This is a genomic window from Brevibacillus centrosporus, from assembly GCF_003710815.1.
In the GTDB taxonomy this organism is placed as follows: Bacteria; Bacillota; Bacilli; order Brevibacillales; family Brevibacillaceae; genus Brevibacillus; species Brevibacillus centrosporus.
Genome location: NZ_RHHP01000003.1, coordinates 172,804 through 195,986, shown reverse-complemented (window position 1 = coordinate 195,986; position 23,183 = coordinate 172,804). Strand labels below are relative to the sequence as shown.

23 protein-coding genes are annotated in these 23,183 nt (G+C 50.0%); 20 read left to right on the top strand and 3 right to left on the bottom strand.

Annotated features, from left to right (window positions below):
• Nucleotides 1-13: 13 nt before the first annotated feature.
• Together EDM55_RS05420 and EDM55_RS05415 are read right to left on the bottom strand one after the other, a co-directional pair.
• Nucleotides 14-721 carry a response regulator gene (locus tag EDM55_RS05420; protein WP_092266280.1) on the bottom strand — a complete coding sequence of 236 codons (708 nt, stop codon included), beginning with the start codon at nt 719-721 and terminating at the stop codon, nt 14-16.
• A gap of 20 nt (nt 722-741) precedes the next feature.
• A complete protein-coding gene (locus EDM55_RS05415) occupies nt 742-2,337 on the bottom strand; it encodes an ATP-binding protein (RefSeq protein WP_246070929.1) in 1,596 nt (531 codons plus the stop codon).
• Nucleotides 2,338-2,730: 393 nt separating this feature from the next.
• Here EDM55_RS05415 and EDM55_RS05410 point away from each other — a divergent pair, with 393 nt between their 5' ends.
• The 12 genes from EDM55_RS05410 to EDM55_RS05355 all read left to right on the top strand — a co-directional run bounded on the left by EDM55_RS05410 (nt 2,731) and on the right by EDM55_RS05355 (nt 14,611).
• Entirely contained in the window at nt 2,731-2,943 is a 213-nt protein-coding gene (locus tag EDM55_RS05410; RefSeq protein WP_092266278.1) for a hypothetical protein, read from the top strand.
• 496 nt (nt 2,944-3,439) lie between these two features.
• Nucleotides 3,440-4,429, top strand: coding sequence for a ubiquinol oxidase subunit II (gene cyoA, locus EDM55_RS05405; protein ID WP_092266277.1), 990 nt, complete (start codon nt 3,440-3,442; stop codon nt 4,427-4,429).
• 23 nt (nt 4,430-4,452) lie between these two features.
• Nucleotides 4,453-6,423, top strand: a complete 1,971-nt coding sequence (locus EDM55_RS05400; protein ID WP_122959790.1) for a cbb3-type cytochrome c oxidase subunit I — start codon at nt 4,453-4,455, stop codon at nt 6,421-6,423.
• Nucleotides 6,423-7,034, top strand: a complete 612-nt coding sequence (gene cyoC, locus EDM55_RS05395; protein ID WP_092266275.1) for a cytochrome o ubiquinol oxidase subunit III — start codon at nt 6,423-6,425, stop codon at nt 7,032-7,034. The genes EDM55_RS05400 and cyoC overlap by 1 nt, the downstream gene beginning before the upstream one ends.
• Before the next feature lies 1 nt (nt 7,035).
• Nucleotides 7,036-7,353 carry a cytochrome o ubiquinol oxidase subunit IV gene (cyoD, locus tag EDM55_RS05390; RefSeq protein WP_092266274.1) on the top strand — a complete coding sequence of 106 codons (318 nt, stop codon included), beginning with the start codon at nt 7,036-7,038 and terminating at the stop codon, nt 7,351-7,353.
• 149 nt (nt 7,354-7,502) lie between these two features.
• On the top strand, nt 7,503-8,024 hold the full coding sequence (locus EDM55_RS05385; protein WP_122959789.1) for a GNAT family N-acetyltransferase: 522 nt from the start codon (nt 7,503-7,505) through the stop codon (nt 8,022-8,024).
• A gap of 399 nt (nt 8,025-8,423) precedes the next feature.
• Complete coding sequence (locus tag EDM55_RS05380) at nt 8,424-9,245, top strand: transporter substrate-binding domain-containing protein (protein WP_092266272.1); 822 nt, start codon at nt 8,424-8,426, stop codon at nt 9,243-9,245.
• 51 nt (nt 9,246-9,296) lie between these two features.
• Entirely contained in the window at nt 9,297-9,950 is a 654-nt protein-coding gene (locus EDM55_RS05375) for an amino acid ABC transporter permease (protein ID WP_092266271.1), read from the top strand.
• A gap of 37 nt (nt 9,951-9,987) precedes the next feature.
• Entirely contained in the window at nt 9,988-10,716 is a 729-nt protein-coding gene (locus EDM55_RS05370; protein WP_092266270.1) for an amino acid ABC transporter ATP-binding protein, read from the top strand.
• A 33-nt stretch (nt 10,717-10,749) separates the two neighbouring features.
• Nucleotides 10,750-12,177: an amidohydrolase family protein gene (locus EDM55_RS05365; RefSeq protein WP_092266269.1), complete on the top strand. Its 1,428-nt coding sequence runs from the start codon at nt 10,750-10,752 to the stop codon at nt 12,175-12,177.
• A complete protein-coding gene (locus EDM55_RS05360; RefSeq protein WP_122959788.1) occupies nt 12,174-13,793 on the top strand; it encodes an amidohydrolase in 1,620 nt (539 codons plus the stop codon). The genes EDM55_RS05365 and EDM55_RS05360 overlap by 4 nt, the downstream gene beginning before the upstream one ends.
• Nucleotides 13,794-14,041: 248 nt before the next feature.
• Nucleotides 14,042-14,611 carry an FAD-dependent oxidoreductase gene (locus tag EDM55_RS05355; RefSeq protein WP_092266267.1) on the top strand — a complete coding sequence of 190 codons (570 nt, stop codon included), beginning with the start codon at nt 14,042-14,044 and terminating at the stop codon, nt 14,609-14,611.
• 418 nt (nt 14,612-15,029) lie between these two features.
• Here EDM55_RS05355 and EDM55_RS05350 read toward each other — a convergent pair whose 3' ends face one another.
• Nucleotides 15,030-15,275, bottom strand: coding sequence for a DUF1450 domain-containing protein (locus EDM55_RS05350; RefSeq protein ID WP_122959787.1), 246 nt, complete (start codon nt 15,273-15,275; stop codon nt 15,030-15,032).
• A 260-nt stretch (nt 15,276-15,535) separates the two neighbouring features.
• Here EDM55_RS05350 and hppD point away from each other — a divergent pair, with 260 nt between their 5' ends.
• The 8 genes from hppD (at nt 15,536) to EDM55_RS05310 (ending at nt 23,143) form a co-directional block, all read left to right on the top strand.
• Nucleotides 15,536-16,657: a 4-hydroxyphenylpyruvate dioxygenase gene (gene hppD / locus EDM55_RS05345; protein WP_092266265.1), complete on the top strand. Its 1,122-nt coding sequence runs from the start codon at nt 15,536-15,538 to the stop codon at nt 16,655-16,657.
• A 24-nt stretch (nt 16,658-16,681) separates the two neighbouring features.
• The gene (locus EDM55_RS05340; protein WP_246070930.1) at nt 16,682-17,635 is read left to right on the top strand and encodes a hypothetical protein; all 954 of its coding nucleotides are present in this window, start codon (nt 16,682-16,684) and stop codon (nt 17,633-17,635) included.
• 2 nt (nt 17,636-17,637) lie between these two features.
• Nucleotides 17,638-18,906 (top strand): fumarylacetoacetase, encoded by a 1,269-nt coding sequence (gene fahA / locus EDM55_RS05335; RefSeq protein ID WP_092266263.1) that lies wholly within the window; start codon nt 17,638-17,640, stop codon nt 18,904-18,906.
• 40 nt (nt 18,907-18,946) lie between these two features.
• Entirely contained in the window at nt 18,947-20,101 is a 1,155-nt protein-coding gene (locus EDM55_RS05330; RefSeq protein ID WP_122959785.1) for a homogentisate 1,2-dioxygenase, read from the top strand.
• 139 nt (nt 20,102-20,240) lie between these two features.
• Nucleotides 20,241-21,776 carry an MDR family MFS transporter gene (locus tag EDM55_RS05325; protein WP_092266531.1) on the top strand — a complete coding sequence of 512 codons (1,536 nt, stop codon included), beginning with the start codon at nt 20,241-20,243 and terminating at the stop codon, nt 21,774-21,776.
• 133 nt (nt 21,777-21,909) lie between these two features.
• A complete protein-coding gene (locus EDM55_RS05320; RefSeq protein WP_092266261.1) occupies nt 21,910-22,203 on the top strand; it encodes a DUF3817 domain-containing protein in 294 nt (97 codons plus the stop codon).
• Nucleotides 22,204-22,304: 101 nt separating this feature from the next.
• Nucleotides 22,305-22,502: a hypothetical protein gene (locus EDM55_RS05315; RefSeq protein WP_092266260.1), complete on the top strand. Its 198-nt coding sequence runs from the start codon at nt 22,305-22,307 to the stop codon at nt 22,500-22,502.
• Between the two features lie 122 nt (nt 22,503-22,624).
• On the top strand, nt 22,625-23,143 hold the full coding sequence (locus EDM55_RS05310; protein WP_122959784.1) for a DUF2179 domain-containing protein: 519 nt from the start codon (nt 22,625-22,627) through the stop codon (nt 23,141-23,143).
• The last annotated feature ends 40 nt before the right edge of the window (nt 23,144-23,183 follow it).

Here is a 23,183-nt window from a genome sequence, read left to right as displayed (position 1 = left end):
CCTTACACTCTTCTTACGCACCTGCCCAACGATACTTTCGCTCCGGTCGACCGACCGTTCCGTAAAATGTCTCCACGGTAACCTCATTGATGGAGACCAGAAATTCCAGATATCTGCGCACAGTCGAATGACTCATGCCAGCGAGTGCCGCCAAATCATCGGCATTGACGCTGTGCGCCGTCACCTGCATCTTGTCGCGAATGAGCTTGAGCGTCAGCTTGTCGATTCCTTTCGGGAGCGTGGTGACGTTCTCGGCTGTTCTGGCAGCTGGCGTGATGGAAGCTTTGGTAAACAGCTTGTCGACGGCCATTTGATCCATGGTGGTATGCTGCTGAAGCTGGCTCCGGGTGCTCGCATACTGCGCCAGAGTCGACATGAATTTATCGATCATAATCGGCTTAATGATATAGCTGTACGCTCCGCCTCGTATTGCCTCACGGACGGTTTCCACGTCATTCGCGGCTGTAATCATGATGACGTCAATACCTCGAAAATGCTTGCGAACTTCCCGCAAAAGGTCGATGCCGTTCATATCCGGTAAGAAAATGTCCAAGAGAAGCATATCAGGAGTGACGACGTGGAGCATGTCCAACGCCTGCTTTCCAGTAGAGGCCGTGGCGATGATCTGGAATCCTTCCAGCTTGAGCGTGAATTGCTCATAGATTTTGGCCGCTACTTCGTCATCTTCTACGATCATAACGGTAATAGGTTGATCAGACATGGTAGATACCCCCTTTTTCCTTACTCTCTCTGTTTGGGTACGACGATGGAGAAGCGAGCCCCTCCCAGATCACTTTTTTCGATCACAATATGACCGCCCAAATGTACGAGCGAATTTTTGACAAGGGCGAGACCCAGCCCGCGATTTTCGCCTGGCTTTGTAGTAACACCGCTTTCAAAAATGCGGGATTCCATATCGGCAGGAACGCCAGGACCGTTGTCCTCAATATCAAAAATAATGTCCTGACCCAAATCGGTAAAGGAGACGTGTACCATGGCATCGGAGCAGTTTTTTGCAAGCGCAGCCTCCATCGCATTGTCGATCACATTGCCGAGTATGGTGACAAGGATTTTGGGATCGATCGGCGCGGGAACATTCCCGAGATGGCTTTCCTGATCGATTTCCAATGACACCTTCAGTTCTTTCGAGCGGTTGATTTTCCCGAGCAGACAGGCAGCGATGAACGGCTCCTGTACCGAACTCATGAGAAAGGCGAGAATATCCTGTCTCTCTTTCACTTCATCCGTGATCATCTCCAAAGCCTTGTCATATTCCTTGAGTTTGAGCAACCCGTAAATGGTGTTTAAACGATTCAAATATTCGTGATTTTGTGACCGCATATTGTCGGAGAAAGAGCTGATTTTCGTGATCTCCTCTGTGAGCTGTTCGATTTCGGACTCCGGACGGAAAGTGAAAACGACACCTCTGACCTCGTTATTGCTCAAAATGGGAGAGTAATCCGTAATAAAGATCTCGTGTCCCAGCAAAATTTTCTGGTTCATATCCTGTGTATTTCGATTGATGGTGTGAATGATGTCCCGAATTTGCGGGCTGGAGATGGGTTTGCCCAGCGTCAAATCTTCCTGCAGGAGAGCACGGGCGCGCTTATTCATAGACACGACACGGCCCTGCATATCGACAGCGACCGTAGCGTCCCGGATGGATTCGAGTATCGCTGTTTTCTCCGTGAATAAAAAGGAGATCTCTTCCGGCTCCAGTCCAAAAATCAATCGCTTCACTCGCCGGGCGATGATAATCGCGCCAATGATTCCTACGATGAGAAGCAGCATGGAGAAGGCCACGACTCTTTCTTTATATTCCGCCACCCGTTTCTCGACGTCACTCATAATAAAGCCGACGGATGAGACGCCGATGGTTTCTCCTTTGCTGTTGACAATAGGGGTTTTTGCCTTGATCGCAGGGCCAGAAATACCTGAGCCGCGATAAATGACGGAACGGTTTTCGAGAAAGACAGGATCGTTACTCGTTCCCATCGGTAATCCGATTTGATCTGGATCGTAGTGGGAGTAGCGGATGCCTTCCTTGTTGCCGATGACCACATAGCTGGCGCCTGTCGTGGTCCGAATCATTTCAGCGAGAGGCTGGATCCATCGCGAGGGATCTTCTTTCTCAAAAGCGGCGATAATGTCATCATCCATGGCGGCCATTTTGGCAACCGTCATAGCTTGCTGTCCGATGTAGCGATCCAGAATATCATCTAAAATGAAGGAAAAGAGAGCGGTCCCGATGCCCATGCTGATGAGAACGACGATAGAGATGAGCAGGACCATTTGGGTCAAGAGGCTGACCCTCGTTTTTTTGCGAGCGAAAACCATGGGCAAACCACCTTTGATGACAGATCCGGAAGTATGAAACCGTTTACTTACCTATATTATATAACAATATGGTCATGAGGACGGCCACTTGTTTTCATCCCATGCTGCTTTTTCGGGTATAGCGTACCCACGATCGAGACAAACCCTCTAGTAAGCCCGTCCTTACGCGTTTTCGGGACAAGAGCCATTTGTCCATTTATGGCGAAATAAAGGGCCATTCACATTTGTGACACAAAGGAAAAATGTAACAAGGTAGTCCCCAATAGCTTTGCGAAAAAACTTTTGACAAATTTTCAATAAAAATTTGAACAAAACATGAACAACAAATGAATTTTATGTTACAATGTGTTCATAAGAGAGAAACGAAAATAAAAAAGACAGGGGTCTTGTGATATGAATAATGAGACAAAAGCAGCTGATACACTGAAATGGATGGCTTGGACCGCTACGATCGTTGGAGTGTTATTGTTTGTATTTAATGTAAGCGATTTCAGATCAGAGAATTTCCCATTGATGGTATCCATCGGCTTCCTGATCGCAGGTATGAACATTTTCCTTCTGAGCACGGTATTTCGTCTGATGAACATCCGGAAACAAGAAGTGTGAGAAAGTTACAATCACAAAAGCATAGGAAACGAGACCTCTCATTTTCGCTATATTAATGAAATGAGAGGTTTTTTGTTTGTTCGGCAGGAATGTCAAAAGTGACAAGAGGTGAACCTAGGCGTTCACAAATGTGACGGTCACCGATAAAGGACGGTTCTGCTTGTCTTCTACACAGTAAAATTTTATTGACAGTGAATTAGCCCAGTGATGCCAAGGCCTCATTGGGCTTTTTGGCGTGCCTGAATATGAAGGGGAAAAGGGGATTTTTGGGGAGGGGTGGATATTCATAGCAATATTATGATCAACTAGTGACCGCTTCGTGAACACTTTGTAACAGAAAAACTACGAAATCTTGAACGTGCGAAAAAACGAGTACAAAAACATCTTGGCTCTGATAGTATGTAGTTGCGGTTACGCCAAGTGTTCACTTGTGCTAAAAAAGTGTAGAAAGAAGCATTGCTTCTGTTGTTGTGTGAAAGAGGGAGGGATTAGGAGAATGAGTGGAGGAAAAATGCTGAGGCAATTTCATTTTTGGGTCTTGGCAGCACTAGCGACCGTCCTGCTTTCGGGATGTGGAAGTGATTATCTGGTCCTGAATCCGAAGGGACCTGTAGCCGAAACGCAGTACAATCTCATTGTCATCTCAGTGATATTGTGCGCCGTTATTATCGTTCCGGTTCTTGCGATTACTGCTTTTATCGTTTATCGATATCGGGATACACCGAAAAACAAAGCACCTTACAAACCTGATTGGGCACATAGTACAACCCTTGAGGTAATTTGGTGGGGCATTCCGGTAATCATCATTGCGATTTTGGGATATTTTACAGTGCGTGACACCTACGTTTTGAAAGAGTCGCCGAATCAAGAAGTGAAGCCGATCACGATTCAGGTTACGGCATTGGATTGGAAATGGATGTTTACTTATCCTGAACAAAACGTCGCAACCGTCAACTATTTAGAAATTCCTGCTGGTGTTCCTGTTCGTTTCCAAGTATCAGCGGAAGCTCCTATGAACTCGTTCTGGGTACCAGAGCTTGGTGGCCAGATTTATGCGATGTCTGGAATGGCAACAGAATTGTATTTGCAAGCAGATGAGCCAGGAGAGTTCCAGGGCTTTAGTGCGAACTTCTCTGGAGAAGGATTCGCCCATATGCAATTCAAAGTCGTTGCCAAGCCGCAAAATGAATTTGACCAGTGGGTACAGCAGGTGAAGGGCACGGCACCGGCAATGACCAAGCAAGATTATGAGGAATTGAAAAAGCCTGGCTTGACTGAGAATAAGATGTATTCTGCTTTCCCAGAAGGCTTGTTTGAAGAAATCGTCCAGAAATATAGTCACGGTCACGATATGCATCATGTGATGGATCCAGTAGCACCTGCCGCACAGACAGGTGAAAAGAAAGAGGAAACTTCACATGAAACGCATCAAATGTCTGATATGAGTAATATGCCTGGGATGGATCATTCCGGGATGAAACATTAGTAGAAAGGGAGGAGGAATACCAAGTGTGGGAGAACATTAAGGAATTTGCGTCCACGTTCTTTGTTACTGGTGACCCGTTGATTTACGGTGCAGACGTCTCGATTGCTCTGACTATGGTCGCGATCGTCTTTGTCCTTACCAAGTATAAAAAATGGGGTTGGCTCTGGCGTGAATGGCTGACTACTGTTGACCATAAACGAATCGGGATTATGTACTTGATCGCATCGCTTCTGATGCTGTTCCGCGGTGGGGTCGACGCCCTGCTGATGCGTGTGCAGCTGGCATTCCCGAACGTAGAGTTCCTGCATTCGGATCACTACAATGCCATCTTTACGACTCACGGTACGATCATGATCTTGTTCATGGCGATGCCGATGATGTTTGGTCTGTTTAACATGGTCGTTCCGCTGCAATTGGGCGCACGAGATGTTGCGTATCCATTCTTGAATGCAGTCAGCTTCTGGCTGTTCATGCTCGGTGCGATGCTGTTCAACCTGTCGTTCGTTATCGGAGGCTCTCCTGATGCAGGTTGGCTGTCGTATCCGCCATTGTCTCAAAATGATTTCAGTCCGGGTCCAGGTCAGAACTTCTGGATTTGGGGTATTCAGATCTCAGGGATTGGTAGTTTGGCGACGGGGATTAACTTCATCGTAACCATTCTGAAAATGCGTGCGCCTGGCATGAAGCTTTCTAATATGCCATTGTTCAGCTGGTCTGTACTGTCCAGCAGCATCATGATCATTTTTGCTTTCCCAATCTTGACAGTAACGATTGCTCTCTTGTTCCTTGACCGTTTCGCAGGTGCTCACTTCTTTACCATGGGCGGCGGCGGTAACCCGATGATGTACCTCAACCTCATCTGGATGTGGGGTCACCCAGAGGTATACATCGTAGTTGTACCAGCGTTTGGTATCTTCTCAGAAGTCGTTGCGACATTCTCGAAGAAAACGATTTTTGGTTACAAATCCATGGTGTGGGCGCTGATGTCGATTGCAGTTGCATCGTTCTTCACATGGGCTCACCACTTCTTCACCATGGGTACTAGTGCCAGCGTCATCATCTTCTTTGCCATATCGACGATGGTCATTGCGATCCCGACTGGGGTGAAGATATTCAACTGGCTGTTTACAATGTTCCGAGGTCGGATATCCTTTAAACAGCCAATGCTCTGGACCATCGCCTTTATTCCTTGCTTTGTCGTAGGTGGTGCGACCGGTGTCATGCTGGCCGTTGCTCCTGCGGACTATCAATACCATAACAGTTACTTCCTGATTGCCCATTTCCACCAAGTACTGATCGGTGGGGTCGTGTTCGGTTACCTGGCAGGTATTTACTACTGGTGGCCAAAACTGTTCGGTTTCAAACTGGATGAGAAACTCGGAAGATGGGGTTTCTGGTTCTGGAATATCGGTTTCTACGTGTGCTTCATGCCGCAATACGCACTGGGCTTCATGGGTATGACTCGCCGTTACTACACATACGGCTGGGATCGCGGCTGGGCAGACCTCAACCTGATCTCTACCGTCGGGGCGTTCCTGATGGGGATCGGTTTCATCTTCCAAGTATGGCAGATCGCTTACAGCATCAAACACGGTGAGCGCGACACAACGGGCGACCCGTGGAATGCACGTACGCTGGAATGGTCGATTCCTTCTCCAGCACCGTTCTATAACTTCGCTGTCGTTCCTACGGTAAAAGGTGCCGACGATTGGTGGCTGACCAAGCAAGCAAAAGAAAATGGTACGTATAAAGAAGAGCCGGCGCATCTGGAGCCAATCCACATGCCGAAAAACTCGGGTATTCCGTTTATTATGTCCCTCTTCTTCTTCTTGATCGGATTCGGATTTACGTTCCACTGGGTATGGATGGCGGTAATTGGATTTATCGGCGTGGCGCTGTGCATGTGGGCACGTTCCTTCCAATATGATACGGATTATTACGTACCAGTGGAGGAAGTGCGCAGCACGGAGGCTTCACTGGGGAGGGTTTACTAATGGCGACTCAACACGACCACGCTCATGGACACGATCATGAACATGGCCATGAAGAACATGAACAACTAAAGGTCCTCGGTTTTTGGATCTTCGTTGTGACTGACTGTATCTTATTCGGTTCCCTGTTTGCCACCTTTGCGGTATTGATGCATAACTTCGCGGGTGGCCCGACAGGAAAAGAATTGTTTGAACTTCCAGGGATTATCGCATCGACCTTTATCCTGTTGACCAGTAGCTTTACGAGCGGTCTGGCCGTTCTGGCAATGAATAAAGGCAAAGTCAAAGAAATGATTTCTTGGCTGGCAGTAACGGCTGTACTCGGTCTGGCCTTCGTCGTACTGGAGATCAACGAGTTTACGCACCTGATGCATGAGGGTGCAACCATGGCAACCAGTGCTTTCTGGTCCGCATTCTTTACGCTTGTCGGTACACATGGACTTCACGTTTCGGTTGGTTTGTTCTGGATGGTGGCGCTGATGATTCAGTTGAAGCGCCGCGGTATTACACCAGTAACACGCCGCAAAGTGACCAACCTGAGCTTGTACTGGCACTTCCTGGACGTTGTGTGGATCTTCCTCTTCACAGTCGTCTACCTGATGGGGGTGATGTAGGATGTCACAACATGAAAACCATGGAGATCATCACAATCACGGATCGTTGAAATCCTATGTAATCGGGTTTATCCTGTCGATTGTGCTCACCATTATTCCACTGGTGATGGTCATGAACAACATGCTCGACAAGACCACTACAGTGATTTGGATCTTGGTGATGGCGGTCCTGCAATTTATCGTTCAGCTGTTCTTCTTCATGCACGTTCGTGAAGGCGAAAAGCCACGCTACAACGTACAGACATTGGTCTTGGGTCTGGTAATCGTGTTTACGATCATTGCGGGTTCCATCTGGATCATGATGTTCAACAAGTATTAAGCAAAACAGTTATGATACACCAAGGCGTGATGCTGGCAGAAGTTTGCCGGTGTCACGCTTCTTTTTTTCGCCAAATAAAAAAGCGCTTGAGCGCCTGTCTGTAGCGTGATAAGATAAACGGAATTTATACGGGAAGGAAGGGGATTCCAATGGGAAAGGCTTATCTTGTCGAGCCATCCATGCAATATCGAGAGTCGTATCTAGCTTTTTATCGGGAATGGAAAGAGTCCCAAGAGCCGATCGTTCCCTGGGTTGTCGACAAAGATCCATCTGATCTTGCAGCGTACCTGCAGTATTTGGAAGCGGAAAAGAGCGGCGAGAAGCTGCAACCAGGCTGGGTAGCTAACTCCACCTACTGGCTCGTGGATGAACAGGAGCAGGTCGTTGGAGCGGTTAACATTCGCCATACCTTGAATGAAAAGCTTTTGAACACGGGAGGACATATTGGCTATGGAGTCGTCCCCTCTCAGAGAAGAAAAGGATACGCGACAAGGATCCTCGCCCAATCCTTGCAAAAAACAAGAGAGCTGGGACTGACGAGGGTCATGGTTGCCTGTGACGAAGGCAATATCGGCTCGGAAAAGACGATAGTCAAAAACGGTGGCGTATTTGAGTCAGCTTTCATAGAAGAAGATGGAAATGTCGTACGGCGGTTTTGGATCGAGCTTTAGGTCTAAAACCGCCGTGATTTTTCCTGCATTCATTTCCGATGCTAGTCAACGATTCTTCCTCGGTAGATATTTCTTGATATGGAAATGTTATAGAAAATTGCGCAATTCATCAATATTCTTTATATTCAGAATGGTATTCTTGCTTAGTCGCCTATAGATAAAATATCATGAATATATCGATAGTAACCTCCGACAGACATCCATCCAGACCTCACAACTTACCGCACGGCGTCCGCCAATCGGTTCTTCTCATTCATTCGCTATCTCACCCTTGTCTAAACACAACATTTTCGGATGAAGTATATAACCCAGCACCAGTTGGCTTATATAAATAGCTCTATTATTTTGTAATTGATTTACAACAAAAGGAACAAAAAAACAAATCCAGGGGGTAAAGAGATGAAGAAATGGGCGTTTTTATGGTTGGCATTATTGCTCGCGATCGTAACGGGATGTTCGCAGGAAGCGGGAGGCACAGTGAGCGGGCCATCCACGATTCAAAAGGTGCTGGACAAGAAAAAGCTTGTTATTGGTACTTCCAGTGGTTACTTTCCGTTCGAAATGAAAGATAAAGACGGCAAATTCGTTGGGTATGACATGGATTTGGGGACTGCGATTGCAAACGCGTTAAAGGTTGAAGTGGAATTTAAAGATTTTACTGATTTCGGCGGCTTGATTCCTGCTTTGCAGACAGGTGACATCGACATGGTCATTTCCGGCATGACGATTCGCGGAGACCGTGCTCTAGCCGTCAGCTTCTCCGATCCGTACTACTCGTCGGGGCAGGTCGTGATGGTGCCAAAGAAGGATACGACGACAAAAAGCTGGCAGGAGCTCGATCAGGCAGGCAAAAAGATTGCCGTCGGACAAGGGTCGACTGGCTCTTTACTCGCCAAGCAGCTATTTAAGAATGCACAGGTCATGGATTTTGACGGCTTTACAAACGCAGCTTTGGCAGTGAAGCAGGGACAGGCAGATGCCCTGATTTTTGACGAGCCCGGTGTTCGCGTCTTTGAAATGATGAACAGCGATTCGGTCCGCGGCGTATATGAGATCCTGTCTTCCGAAAACCTGGGAATCGCTCTGCCTCTGAACGATCAAGCGACAATCCAGTGGGTAAACTCCTTCCTGGCATCGTACCGCAACGGATTGGATGATCAGGCATCGACGACAAAATGGTTCAAATCCAACGATTGGATCAATCAGGTGCAGCAGCAGTAGCTACCCGCTCCTACTACCAAATAAGGCCGTACAGAAGGAGGCTTGCTCAACATGGGTAGCGCTTGGGACGTGATTCCTCAAAATATTGGTTTATTAATGGACGGATTGTGGCTGACGCTGCAATTATCCGCATGCGCATTGGTTGTCAGTATTCCGATTGGGATTCTTTTGGGATTGCTCCGTATTTCGCGCAATCGCATTTTATCGTTTTTGGCTGTCAGCTATGTGGAATTCGTACGCGGGGTTCCCTTGCTTGTCTTGTTGTTCTGGATTTACTTTGTGCTAGGCAAATGGCTGAAGCTGGGACCATTCCTGTCAGGAGTTATGGGATTAGGTCTTTTCTCGGCAGCGTTTATTGCAGAAATCGTCCGTGCGGGTATCCAAGCGGTACCGCGCGGTCAGATGGAGGCGGCACGTTCTTCGGGCATGTCCTACGTGCAGGCGATGCGCTTTATCGTGCTTCCGCAGGCAATGCGCAAAGTTTTGCCGCCTATGGCCTCTCAGTTCATTACGCTGATCAAGGACTCCTCGCTCGTCTCCGTCATTTCCGTAGTGGACCTGACGCTGGTAGCCAAGAATCTCGTTTCTACGTCTTTTCGATCTTTGGAAGTATGGAGCTTCGTTGCCATCATGTACTTCTGCATTACCTTTTTTCTGTCTCAAGTCATTCGTGCATTTGAGCGGAGATACCGGGTGTCCGAATAGGGAAACCGTACGATCAACGTAAGAAGGAGGCCCGCCAGTGATTCAGATTAAACAGGTAAATAAAAGCTTCGGCAGTGTGCAGGTATTGAAAAACATCGATTTAGAGGTGCCGGAATCGCATGTCTTTGCACTGATCGGACCGAGTGGAGCGGGAAAGAGCACACTCATTCGCAGCATAAATGCATTGGAGTCGATTCAGACGGGCGAGATCATCGTGGACGGAATTTCTGTCCATGAAAAAAAGACGAATATCAACCAGCTGCGTTCGGACATCGGCTTTGTCTTCCAGTCATTCAATTTGTACCCGCATTTGACTGCTGTTGAAAACGTCTCCATCGCTCCGGTCCAGGTCAAGAAGGTTCCCAAGGATCAGGCGGAGGAAAAGGCGAAAAAGCTGCTAACCTCGCTCGGCTTGGGCGAGAAGTTCGGTTCGTATCCGAGCCAGCTGTCAGGTGGGCAGCAGCAGCGTGTGGCGATCGCGCGGGCATTGGCGATGGATCCAAAAGTGATGCTGTTTGACGAACCGACGTCTGCTCTCGATCCCGAGATGATCAAAGAAGTGTTGGATGCGATGAGGAGCTTGGCATCTACCGGAATGACGATGGTGGTCGTGACGCACGAGATGGGGTTTGCCCGGGAAATTTGCAATCAGATCGTATTCATGGCGGATGGAGCGATCGTGGAAGTGGCACCACCTGAACAGTTTTTTACCCATCCTAAGACCGAGCGTGCAAAGGATTTCCTTTCCAAAGTACTCAATCATTAGACTTTCTGCGTTCGAGAAAAAGGAGGCGTGGATGTGAAAGCGGATTTGATCATTTCTCATGCGTATGTCATGACGATGGAGGGCAAGGGTGTCGGGATGATCGAGAACGGGGCGGTCGCTGTAAAAGGCGACACGATTCTCGATGTAGGAACAACAGAGGAAATTCTTGCAGGCTATCAGGCAGATCGAGTGATAGAAGCAAAGGGAAAGCTCGTCATGCCCGGATTAATTGACGCACACATTCACAGCGGCATTTCCATTTACAGAGGAATGGCTCAGGATATGTCGCATTGGATGCAGAAAGGCTTGTGGCCGTTCAAGAAAAATACGACCCAGGAAGAGTCACTCGCCGGCTCTCTGGTGACGATCATCGAAGGAATCAAGTCCGGGACGACGACGTTTTGCGACTATGATTACGGTATGAACCGGATCGTACAGCATTACGCCAAAGTAGGGGCACGAGCCAGAGTAGCGGAAACGGTCAACGAGCTGCCGAATGACATCGGGAAAAATCCGGTCGGGGAGCTGTATCCCTTTGACAGAGGGCTAGGGGGACAGAGACTGCAGGACAATATTCGGCTGTTCGAGGAATGGCATGGGCAGGAAAACGGGCGGATCACGGTGCTGTTTGGGCCGCAGGGACCAGACATGATGAGTACGGAGCTGCTACTGGAAGTCAAAGCATTGGCAGAAAAGTATGATACGCGCATCCATATGCACGTGGCGCAGGGTGACCGCGAAATCAATCAGATGGTCAAGCGGTACGGCAAACGTTCCATCCCGTATCTCGATGAGCTTGGCTATCTGGATTCTCGCCTGATGGCGGTGCATCTGACGGAGGCCACTGTGGAAGAGACGCAGCTGGTAGCCAGACGCGGTGCATCGATGATCTACTGCGCAGGCAGTATCGGGATCATTGATGGACTGGTCCCACCTATCATGGACTTTCTGGAGGCAGGAGGTCAAGCAGCACTTGGCTCGGATCAGGCGCCCGGAAACAACTGCAACAATATGTTCAATGAAATGAAGTTCGCTGCTATTTTAAATAAAGTGAAACGATCCGATCCCCGGGTGTTTCCGGCATGGCTTTCCTTGAGACTGGCAACGATCGAATCCGCCAAAGCGATCGGTCTGGCGCATGAAATCGGCAGCTTGAAAAAAGGGAAAAAAGCCGATCTTCTCCTTATCAATTTACAGGATCCGAGTCTTAGCCCCGTTTATACCAATCCAATCCGCAATATCGTACCCAATCTCGTATATTCGGCGAAAGGCAGCGAGGTGGAGACGGTCCTCATCGATGGGCAAATCATCATGGAGGACCGCAAGCTGCTGACGATAGACGAAAAGGAAGCGATTCGACAAGCACAGGAAGCAGCTGTGCAGATCAGCATGCGCTCCCGAGACGATATTGTGGAGGCGCACAGCGATGTTTATCAAATGATGGAGGACGGATATCTATGACAACGATCTATACGAATGGCCGCTTTTACACGTTTGACCAGAATCAGCCGACAGTCGAGGCAGTGGTTGTGCGAAATGGAAGAATCATCGATTTGGGAAGCCACAGTGACATGCTTTTGCAGTGGGGGCGTGCCGATGCGGCGGTGAAGGATCTTGGCGGAAGCATGGTTACGCCAGGTCTGATTGACAGCCATCTGCACCTGTCTTCCATTGCGACGAAGATGATGACGATGGATCTCGGATCGATCACGACAAAGGATCAACTGCTCCAGGCAATCAAAGAGAAGGCAGACGAAACACCAGTGAATGGGTGGATTCAGGGAAGAGGTTGGGACGAGAACCGCTTTACCGAGGGCGGTATGCCTACTATCGAGGAGCTGGATCGGGTAGCCCCTCACTGGCCGGTTATCCTCACGAGGGTGTGCGGTCACGTCGATATGGTGAACAGCAAAGCGCTTGAGATTGCTGGGTATTCTCCTGAAATGGAAATTCCGTCTGGAGGAACGGTCGTCTTGGATCCTCAGACGAAGCGGCCGACAGGCATGCTGCTGGAAACCGCTGCGGAGATTATCGAGCGACATATCCCAGAGCCTACCTATCGGCAGTACAAGGACTCCCTGCGAGAAGCCATTCGTTACGCGATTCGTACTGGTTTGACTGGCGTACATACAGAGGATTTGCGCACCTTTGGCGGCATCGACCAGACTTGGCAGCTGTACGATGAACTGCTGAATCAGGAGCAGGAAAGACTTCGCTGCAATCTGCTCATCTACTATCCGCATATTCAGCGAGTGCGGGAACTGGGGATGTACGCAGGGTACGGTAATGAAACGCTGCAAATCGGTGCAGTCAAAGTCTTTGCGGACGGCAGCTTTGGGGGCCGAACGGCATTGCTATCCGCGCCTTACACAGATGATGCGGGCAACGTAGGCAGTGAGATTCACGACAACGCCAGGCTTTATGAGATCTTCCGCGAGGCTCGGGCAGCGAATATGCCCATCGCGGTTCATACCATTGGTGACCTCGCGCTGGACAACGTACTGGATACCTTGGACCGCTTTCCTGCGGTTGCGCTGCGGGATCGCATGATTCACACGTCTCTCCTGCGTCCTGATCAGCTTGCTCGACTGAAGCGTCCTACGATGATTGCCGATATCCAGCCGAGATTTGTGGTAGGCGATTTCCCTTGGGTAGCTGATCGTATTGGACAAGGCAGAGCGGATCAAGCGTATATTTGGAAGACCATGCTGGAGGCAGGAATCATGTGTGCCGGGGGCTCAGATGCACCAGTAGAGCCGTTGGAGCCACTGCTCGGGATTCACGCTGCGGTTACACGCCGTGCACCGAAAGAGACGCATGCGGGCTATAACCCGGGTCAAAACCTGACGATCGAAGAAGCTCTCCGCATTTTTACCTATGGCGGCGCACTCGCTACCAACGAGGAAACGGTCAAAGGTACCCTGAGTCGAGGGAAGTTTGCCGACATGACCGTCTATTCGCAGGATCTGATGAAGGTCGAAGCCGACGGAATTTTGAACACGAAGATTGAGAGGACCATCATCGGCGGAGAGGTATGCTATGAAAACGGGGGTAACAAAAACCTGGTAGAAATCTAGAAAGCGATGGCGAGCTGTTCAGGCAGCGGGCCCTATCAAAGAGCCAGCCGGTACGAGAACCTCGTACGGCTGGCCTTTTTCAGCAGCTGGATCTGGTGCATGAAGTCATTCGTTCCTGCCAAAATAAGTGAGTACGTTGGCTTATTCGAAAGGCTAATCTGCTAGAGCCTGCACTTCAGGGGTTTTCTTTTTTTAGACATAGTATATAATTATGTTGTGAAACACATTTTGGAAAGGGGTTGCTTGTCTTGTTCGATATCGTGATTATTGGAGCGGGTCCCGCAGGTGGTAGTGCAGCTTTGTTTGCTGCGAAAGCAGGGAAAAAAACATTGTTGGTCGACAGTGATAAAAGCATGACAAAACGTGCTTGGATGGAAAATCATTACGGAATCATGGAAATTTCCGGCCCTGACCTGATTGAAACGGGGAAAAAGCAAGCAGCCAAATTCGGCGCTGAATTGGTTACCGATCAAGTAACGAATATTGTAAAAGGGGAGCAAGGCCTGACTGTAGAAACGGCTGAAAAAGGCTCCTTTGAAGCGAAGCATGTCATCCTGGCTACTGGTGCTCTGGTAGACCTGGCTGAAAAAGCGGGAGTGGCTACCAAAGCTGGTACAGAACCTCGCATCAAGACCGTTGTGGATGTAGATGCACAAGGAAAAACAAACGTCGCAGGCATCTGGGCTGCTGGTACGGTTGCTGGCGTGAGCGTACATACTATCATCACTTCCGGTGATGGAGCAAAAGTGGCGATCAATGTCATCAGCGAGCTGAACGGCGAGCGTTATGTGGACCACGATGTTTTGAAAACAAACTAAACGGACAAACCCAAACGACACCTTTTTTGGAGCTCTGCCTTCTGGCGGGAACAGGAAAGGTGTTTTTTTATGCGGGGAAGCGTTCGATCTTCCAATCCGGTTCATAGCATACTACGCTTCCAAAATGCACTCCCATGCGATGCCCACACACTTTAGAATCAAAATGGTTTCCAGCACGCTGCTTTAACGTCTTTGCTTGGCTTTGGGCACCTGATTTCTTGAAGTGACACCGAAGAAAATCTGAGGAAAAGGGAGAAAAAAGCGAGGGCATTAGGGACACAGCCCAGGCGGAGTGGAAAAAGCGGAACCTGCTCTTAGCGTCCACCTCTGAACAGGAATGACCCCAGAGCAGGTGGCCCTACTAACCGAGCGTTTTCCCCCTTTTCCTCTCCTCCCCAACAGCATAAACGACCACCTATCACGTACTTCCTGACTTTTCTGCCACAGCAAGATTTTCCACGAGTAGACGATAGAGCTCCTCAGCCGTATCGCCAACAACATTCTTTTTATGGAGCAGGGCAAAAGGCTTCTCCAGACACTGACCACAGTAATTGAGGCAACGCTCATCCGTCACGGTGACATTTGGCAGCTGCCTCAGCCTGTCCTTTATCTCGCACAGCTGTCTCTCAAAATTGCACGGACAAAATTTGATGATATGCTCCATATTCCTCGCCCCTTTTGCATAAAACGGTATTGGATCTTCTGGAATGAATTTTATAAGCCGTATGGAAATCTCAGCAAGAGCATGCATCAAATCCCAACCGCTTTAATGTAGCGCATGGCAAGTCCGGTAAAGCACGTCTGCGTTGGCGCGTGTTCTTGCACGGACAATCATTTCCTTCTACTATTTTGAATTGTAAAAATCATTCATCATTTCAGTCGCACCTCAAAAGAAAACTCGGAAACCACTAGGAGGAAATGTTCATGTCCGTTCAACAAGTAACTGGAAAAGTCGAGCAAAGAGAAGAGATTTTCCCTGTACAAAGCATTCATCACGTTGAGCTGTTCGTAGGAAATGCCAAACAGACTGCTTATTACTTGTGCAAAGCCTTTGGTTTTCAAATGACTTTCTATCGAGGGCTGGAAACGAATTGCCGGGACCGAGTCTCTTATGTTCTCGAGCAGGGAGCGATCCGCTTTGTCGTGACGGGGACGCTTTCTGCGAATACCGAGATTGCTGATTTCGTCAAGCTTCACGGAGAGGGAGCAAGCGACATAGCTCTGAAGGTTTCCGATGTGGAGGCGGCCTACTGGGGAGCAGTCGAGCGTGGAGCGATCGCGGTTCGCGAGCCGTGGGAAGAGAAGGACGCAAACGGAACTGTCAAAAAGGCGATAGTCGGTACATATGGGGACACCATCCATACCTTGGTGGAAACGACGGATTACACGGGCGCCTTTTTGCCGGGCTTTGAGCCGTATGAGGGAACGGTTGCAGCCGAGTCTACGGGTCTGATCGGGATCGACCATATCGTAGGGAACGTGGAGGAGATGGAGAAGTGGGTCTCCTATTATGAAAACGTATTTGGCTTCCGGGTGCTCAAGCATTTTGACGATGAGAATATTTCTACCGAGTACTCCGCTTTGATGTCCAAAGTGATGATGAATGGTACGGGTCGAATCAAGTTTCCGATCAACGAGCCTGCCGAAGGAAAACGCAAGTCGCAGATCGAGGAATATCTGGAATACTTCAATGGAGCAGGTGTGCAGCATCTGGCCTTGCTGACCAATGACATTATTAAAACGGTAGCTGCTCTGAAAGCAAATGGCATCGAATTCCTGACGACACCTGCAACCTATTACGAAGAGCTGGCCAGCCGCGTAGGGGATATTGATGAGGATCTGCAAAAGCTGCAGGAGCTGAATATCCTGGTAGACCGTGACGATGAAGGCTACCTGCTGCAAATTTTCACGAAGCCGATCGTGGACCGGCCAACGCTTTTCATCGAAATCATTCAGCGCAAAGGGGCAGTAGGATTCGGCGATGGCAACTTCAAAGCTTTGTTCGAGTCAATCGAGCGCGAACAAGAACGGCGTGGAAATATGTAAGTATATCGGGAGGGGAAGTTGGAAGTGGGGAGCATACAAGCTTTTCTGACCCATCTGATTGACTACGCTGGATTGTTTCCTCCAGCTAGTCTGCCGCTGGAGACATCGGTACGTCATTACGCTTCCTATCAGGCAGATCCTGACGCCTGGATTCTGGGGCACTTCGTCATTCCGGCTACGGCCTTGATGAATTTGGCTCACTACAAGACGCTGTTTTCCAAAGAGCAGCCTTTGAAGATCGCTGCACTGGGACGGAAAAGTGCAGATGAGGAAAGCTGCAGGGAGTACTTGCAGGAAGACCTGAACCAGGTGGCGTCCTTTCACGCTGAATTCGCTGAGTCGGGAAAGGTTGGGGTCTGGGAGCAGCCCCTTCCTCCTGCTTGGGAAGGTGGCAGCCTGCTAGCATTCATCGCGGAGGAGGCGAAAAAGCGAGACTTGCGCGTTTTTTGCGAGCTCGCGGAGCCCTTTCATCCAGAGCGGGAAGCTCGTTTGATGGAAGCTCTCGATGCCATCGCCGCGATCAACGCACAAGGGGACATGAAGCTGGGCCTGAAGCTGCGTACCGGAGGCGTGACGGCAGACACGTTCCCAACGGTGGAGCAGGTGGCAGCTGTTCTCATCGGTTGTCGGGACCGCGGGATTGCCCTCAAATTTACGGCAGGGCTGCACCATCCCATTCGTATGTACCGACAGGAGGTTCAGACCCGGATGCATGGCTTTCTCAACGTTTTTACAGCAGGCTTGCTTGCCTGCGCCCATCAGCTGGATGCACAGACCGTTCAGGAAATACTCGGGGATGAGCAAGCCGAGCACTTCTCTTTTCAGTCGGATGAGCTGACTTGGCGAGGGCTTTCCATCTCTGCCGCAGGCATTAGACGATTTCGTGAAGTGGCCTTGTGCTCGTATGGCAGCTGCAGCTTTGACGAGCCGCGGGACGATTTGCGAGGATTGCACTTTTACTCTCAGGAGGAGAAATGACCATGATGCGTTCCTTTATCGAGGTTGGAGCAGAATCTCCCTTCCCCATCCAGAATTTGCCGTACGGCGTATTTCGTCCTCACTTTGACCGAACTGCACGTATCGGTGTCGCCATCGGAGAATTCGTCCTGGATCTTTCTGTTCTAGACAAATTCGGGCACTTCCAGACGACTGGTGTGGCTGGCAAAAACGTATTTGACCAGCCTTCCTTGAACGCATACATGGCTCTTGGGCGCAAGGTATGGAAGGAAGTGAGGGCGAAAATCCAGCAGCTGCTCAGCGCAGATGAAGCGACCCTGCGCGACGATGCCGTGCTTCGGGACAAGGCTTTTCACCGGATGGCGGACGTCGAGCTGCTCATGCCAGCACAGATAGGCGATTACACCGACTTTTATGCTTCCAAGGAGCATGCGACGAATGTCGGGATCATGTTCCGTGGAAAAGACAATGCCCTCATGCCAAACTGGACGCACCTTCCTGTCGGCTATCATGGCCGGGCAAGCTCTGTTGTTCTCAGCGGGACGGACGTGCGCAGGCCACAGGGCCAGATGAAGCCACCGGCAGCAGAAGCACCCGTCTACGGTCCCTGCAAGCAGCTAGATTTCGAGCTGGAGATGGGCTGGCTGATCGGTCCGGGCAATTCGTTGGGAGAGCCAATACCGGTAGAAGAGGCGGAGGATCATATTTTCGGGCTTGTCCTGGTGAATGACTGGAGCGCCCGCGATATTCAGACGTGGGAATACCAGCCGCTCGGGCCGTTTATTGCGAAAAACTTCGCGACGTCGATCTCGCCCTGGGTCATCCCATTTGAGGCTTTGGAGCCTTTCCGCGTGGCAGGACCCGAACAGGAGCCGCAGCCGTTGCCCTATTTGCGGTCCACTGGAGCAGGTTCGTTTGACATTCGCCTCGAGGTGTCCTTGCAGGGAGCGAGTATGGGGAAGCCACAGCGGATTGCCGCCAGCAACTTCCGCTATCTCTACTGGAGTATGGCGCAACAGATCGCTCATCATACCGTAGGCGGCTGCAACCTGAGACCTGGTGATTTGTTGGCTTCGGGAACGATCAGCGGACCGGAAAAAGAGATGCGAGGCAGCTTGCTCGAGCTGTCCTGGCGCGGAACGGAGCCGCTTGAGCTGGAAAACGGCGAACAGCGAGTCTGGCTTGAGGATGGAGATCGTCTGACGATAACCGGATGGTGTCAAGGGGAAGGCTATCGGATCGGATTTGGTGAAGTGACGGGGCGCGTTCTTCCAGCAGGAAAATCGAGCTGACAGACAGACGTGATAAAGGATAGGAAACGGAGGAGCATGTATGCCGCACTATGTAAAGCTGGGAAACGTACCCCCGAAGCGTCATACGCAGTTTCGAAAAGAGGACGGCGGACTCTACTATGAGCAGCTGATGGGGACCAAGGGATTTTCCGGGATTCAATCGTTGATCTACCATATCAACCCGCCTACCCAGGTGAAAGCCGTAAAGAAAATCAAAGACATTCACTATGAATGGGAAGAAAAGGACGCCCTCAAGCACCGCCATTTTGGGACGGCAAGCGTGGAATCAGGCGGGGACTTCCTGGAAGCGAGAGTCATGTTTCTGGGAAATGAGGATTTGACGATCGGAGTGGCACGTCCGACACAGAGCATGCCTTATTTTTACCGGAACGGGGAAGGCGACGAGCTGATCTTTGTCCACGAGGGAGAAGGGAAAATCGAGAGCATCTTTGGCGAGCTTTCCTTCTATCCGGGCGATTACCTGATCATTCCGATTGGCACGACCTATCGTGTTGTTCTGGAAACGAGCGAGGCCCGCTTTCTGGTGGTCGAATCGAATTCGGAAATCGTCCCGCCGAAACGGTACCGCAATGCACATGGACAGATGCTGGAGCATTCGCCGTTTTGCGAGCGGGATTTTCGAGTGCCCGAACGACTGGAGGCAAAGGATGAACGGGGAGAATTCGAGGTTCGCGTACGCGCGCAGGGGATGCTGACGTCGTACCTGTATGATTTTCATCCCTTGGACGCGGTCGGGTGGGACGGCTATTTGTATCCCTATGCTTTCAGCATTCACGACTTTGAGCCGATTACAGGTCGTGTCCACCAGCCGCCGACGGTGCACCAAACCTTTGAGGGGCACAACTACGTGGTTTGCTCCTTTGTTCCTCGTCTGTACGACTATCATCCTCTGGCAGTCCCGGCTCCCTACGTGCACAGCAACGTAGAAAGCGATGAGGTCCTGTACTACGTTGCTGGCGAATTCATGAGCCGCAAAGGAATTTCCGAGGGCTCGATCACTTTGCATCCAAGCGGGCTGCCTCATGGTCCGCATCCAGGGAAAATGGAAGGCAGCATCGGCAAAAAGGAAACAAAGGAACTGGCTGTCATGATCGATACCTTCCGTCCGCTTCGAGTCGTCAAGCAGGCCCATTCCTACGAGGATCCGAACTACATGTACAGCTGGCTGCCCTAGTACCAGATAAATGAACGAGATGGTTTCCATGCTCCTTGCGCAGGAGCATTTTTTTTCGTGTAGAACCATTATAAAGGCAATGAAAAGCGGATACATTTGGAAGAGCAACTGGAAGTGCCGCAATGAAGGAGATGATTGGTTGATCACCAAGGAGAGCAAAGTAAATTTTGTCCTCGCAGGTCTTTTGCTGGGCCTGTTGATGGCATCGATGGATAATACAATCGTAGCAACGGCGATGGGAACGATTGTAGGGGAGCTAGGCGGACTAGACAAGTTCGTCTGGGTGACCTCGGCGTACATGGTGGCAACGATGGCAGGGATGCCGATTTTCGGGAAGCTGTCCGATATGTATGGTCGAAAACGGTTTTATGTGTTCGGGTTGATCGTATTCCTGCTAGGGTCGATTTTGTGTGGAACAGCGAACAGCATTGTCGAGCTGAGTATCTACCGCGCGATCCAGGGAATTGGCGGCGGCGCGCTGATGCCGATCGCTTTCACCATTATTTTTGATGTGTTTCCGCCAGAAAAACGGGGGAAAATGACGGGTCTTTTCGGTGCCGTATTTGGAACGTCCAGTGTGTTCGGGCCGTTGCTTGGCGCGTACATCACCGAGTACATCGGCTGGCACTGGATCTTTTATATCAACGTGCCGATCGGTGCCCTCTCCCTCTATTTCATTTCGGTGTATTACAAGGAATCGCTGGAGCATCGAAAGCAAAGCATCGACTGGTGGGGCGCGATCACCCTCGTGGGAGCTGTCGTCAGCCTGATGTTTTCCCTGGAGCTAGGCGGCAATCAATACGCGTGGGGATCGGTGCAAATACTGGGCTTGCTCACGAGCTTCCTGGTTCTGTTTCTCCTGTTTTTATGGATCGAAACGAAAGCGGCAGAGCCGATCCTGTCGTTTGCGATGTTCAAGCGCCGTTTGTTTGCGGCCAGTAATGCCGTTGCCCTTTTGTACGGCGCTGCTTTTATTATCTCAACGGTCTATCTTCCTATTTATATTCAGGGGGTGTACGGGGGATCGGCCACCAATTCCGGTCTGCTGTTAACACCGATGATGGTAGGCTCCGTCGTAGGCAGCCAGCTGGGCGGGATGCTCACTACGAAAATAAGCTTTCGCCGCATCATGCTGATATCCGCCGTCTTTTTTGTCCCTGGTATTTTCCTGTTAAGCACGCTGAGCCCGGAAGTGCCGAGATGGCTCGTCACTATTTACATGATACTGACTGGTTTTGGGGTAGGCTTTTCTTTCTCGGTACTGGGAATGGCGGTCATTCACGGGTTTGATATGCGGCAACGAGGATCGGCCAGCTCGACAGGCTCGTTTTTCCGTTCCTTGGGTATGACGCTTGGAATTACGATTTTTGGGATCGTGCAGCGCAACCTGTTCGAGAGCGATATGAAAAACGCGTTTGCGGGTCAATCCGGTCTTCCAGAGGGAATCGTAGGCGATCCACGAGCGATCCTGACACCAGAAACGCGTGCAGCGATACCTTCCCCCATCCTGGATCAGATCACGGATTTCCTCGCCTCGTCTATCGCCCATACGTTTCTGTGGGCGCTGGTTCCTGCGGGATTGGCCGTCGTCTTTATCATCCTGATGGGCAATGAGCGCGTGCAGGTGAATGCCACAGGGCACAAAGAACCAAATCCGGGGCGAGGCGGGTCATAAGTGCTGGATTCGATGGAGGAAAGTGGGATGGGCGACCGATTTTGAAATTATTATGAACATTGGACAATTACCATTCTTTTGATAGTGTTTCGTTTATAATGATGGTAATTACACTCAAGGATGGTACCCGCTCATGATGAATACGGCTCTCGGACGTTTTCGTGTAATCGGTATTGTGGAAGGAATCTCGTATTTGGTGTTGCTCGGGATCGCAATGCCTCTCAAGTATTGGCTGGATGTGCCCGTTGCCGTAAAAGTGGCCGGATCCCTGCATGGCTTGTTCTTCGTACTCTATCTACTTGCACTTGCACATGTGACCTTCCAAAAAAGATGGTCCATTTTGAAAGTGGCTGGTGCGTTTATCGCGTCACTGCTTCCATTTGGCAATTTTGTACTGGACGCACGTCTCAAGCGGGAACAGCCGTAAAGCGTAGACAACAGGATCGAACACGACAACGAAGGCGGGTAAACATACCCGTCTTTGCTATATAATCAAGCCGCAGTTGAAATGAGAGAGGGAGGATGCATGTGGAGACCAGAATTATCTCAGGTATTCTTTCGTGGGACCAGGAGAACAAATACTTTCTTGAAACCTTGATGGAGAACCGGTATTTTCTCGTTCTTCCGCAGATCATTACTCTGACGCAGACTGATGAAAAGCTGGCAACGGATGAGCTGAACGAGAGCCACAAAGGAAAAAATGCGATAGCGCGATGCTTTGTGTGAGGTTTTCCTAATCGCTTTTGTGTGCAAATTTTCCATCTGGATTTTGTATTTCGTATGGATTATATTATAATCACGATTACGAAAATACAGGATTGCCCGGTTTGGGTGGGGGTAGGAGCGCAATGGGTTGGGAGTTTGTTTTGATCATCATTGGCATTAACATTTTGTACGTGTCATTCTTTACGCTACGGCTACTGATGGTGATCAAAGGGTATCGTTTTTTGGCATCAATCGTCGCCATGGTCGAGGTTTTCGTTTACTTGAAAGGGCTGGGTATGGTTCTAGACAACCTGGACAATCCCGTCAATCTGGCGGCGTATTGCATTGGTTGGGGATTGGGTGTGTTTGTTGGGAGCAAGATTGAGGAATTTTTGGCTCTCGGCTATGTCACCTTGCAAGTGGTTGTCGATTCAGTCGATCTGGAGCTGCCGGACAAGCTGCGCCAATGTGGATTTGGCGTGACATCTTGGGTAGCCGAAGGACGCGATGGCCAGCGCCTGATGATGCAGGTCCTGACCAAGCGCACGAATGAAAAGAAGTTGTGGAATCACATTTATGAAATTGCTCCGAAAGCGTTTGTTATCTCCCTGGAACCGAAGCAGTTACGAGGCGGATTTTGGGTGAAGCGCCTGCGCCCTTGAGCGGGAAAACATGAAAAAAAGCCAGCGGTTGCCCCTATAT

Excerpts from the sequence above, each read along its gene's own strand:
- EDM55_RS05420 (WP_092266280.1), bottom strand. The coding sequence starts at position 721 with ATGTCTGATCAACCTATTACCGTTATGATCGTAGAAGATGACGAAGTA.
- EDM55_RS05415 (WP_246070929.1), bottom strand. The coding sequence starts at position 2,337 with ATGGTTTTCGCTCGCAAAAAAACGAGGGTCAGCCTCTTGACCCAAATG.
- EDM55_RS05410 (WP_092266278.1), top strand. The coding sequence starts at position 2,731 with ATGAATAATGAGACAAAAGCAGCTGATACACTGAAATGGATGGCTTGG.
- cyoA (WP_092266277.1), top strand. The coding sequence starts at position 3,440 with ATGAGTGGAGGAAAAATGCTGAGGCAATTTCATTTTTGGGTCTTGGCA.
- cyoC (WP_092266275.1), top strand. The coding sequence starts at position 6,423 with ATGGCGACTCAACACGACCACGCTCATGGACACGATCATGAACATGGC.
- cyoD (WP_092266274.1), top strand. The coding sequence starts at position 7,036 with ATGTCACAACATGAAAACCATGGAGATCATCACAATCACGGATCGTTG.
- EDM55_RS05385 (WP_122959789.1), top strand. The coding sequence starts at position 7,503 with ATGGGAAAGGCTTATCTTGTCGAGCCATCCATGCAATATCGAGAGTCG.
- EDM55_RS05380 (WP_092266272.1), top strand. The coding sequence starts at position 8,424 with ATGAAGAAATGGGCGTTTTTATGGTTGGCATTATTGCTCGCGATCGTA.
- EDM55_RS05375 (WP_092266271.1), top strand. The coding sequence starts at position 9,297 with ATGGGTAGCGCTTGGGACGTGATTCCTCAAAATATTGGTTTATTAATG.
- EDM55_RS05360 (WP_122959788.1), top strand. The coding sequence starts at position 12,174 with ATGACAACGATCTATACGAATGGCCGCTTTTACACGTTTGACCAGAAT.
- EDM55_RS05350 (WP_122959787.1), bottom strand. The coding sequence starts at position 15,275 with ATGGAGCATATCATCAAATTTTGTCCGTGCAATTTTGAGAGACAGCTG.
- hppD (WP_092266265.1), top strand. The coding sequence starts at position 15,536 with ATGTCCGTTCAACAAGTAACTGGAAAAGTCGAGCAAAGAGAAGAGATT.
- fahA (WP_092266263.1), top strand. The coding sequence starts at position 17,638 with ATGATGCGTTCCTTTATCGAGGTTGGAGCAGAATCTCCCTTCCCCATC.
- EDM55_RS05330 (WP_122959785.1), top strand. The coding sequence starts at position 18,947 with ATGCCGCACTATGTAAAGCTGGGAAACGTACCCCCGAAGCGTCATACG.
- EDM55_RS05320 (WP_092266261.1), top strand. The coding sequence starts at position 21,910 with ATGATGAATACGGCTCTCGGACGTTTTCGTGTAATCGGTATTGTGGAA.
- EDM55_RS05310 (WP_122959784.1), top strand. The coding sequence starts at position 22,625 with ATGGGTTGGGAGTTTGTTTTGATCATCATTGGCATTAACATTTTGTAC.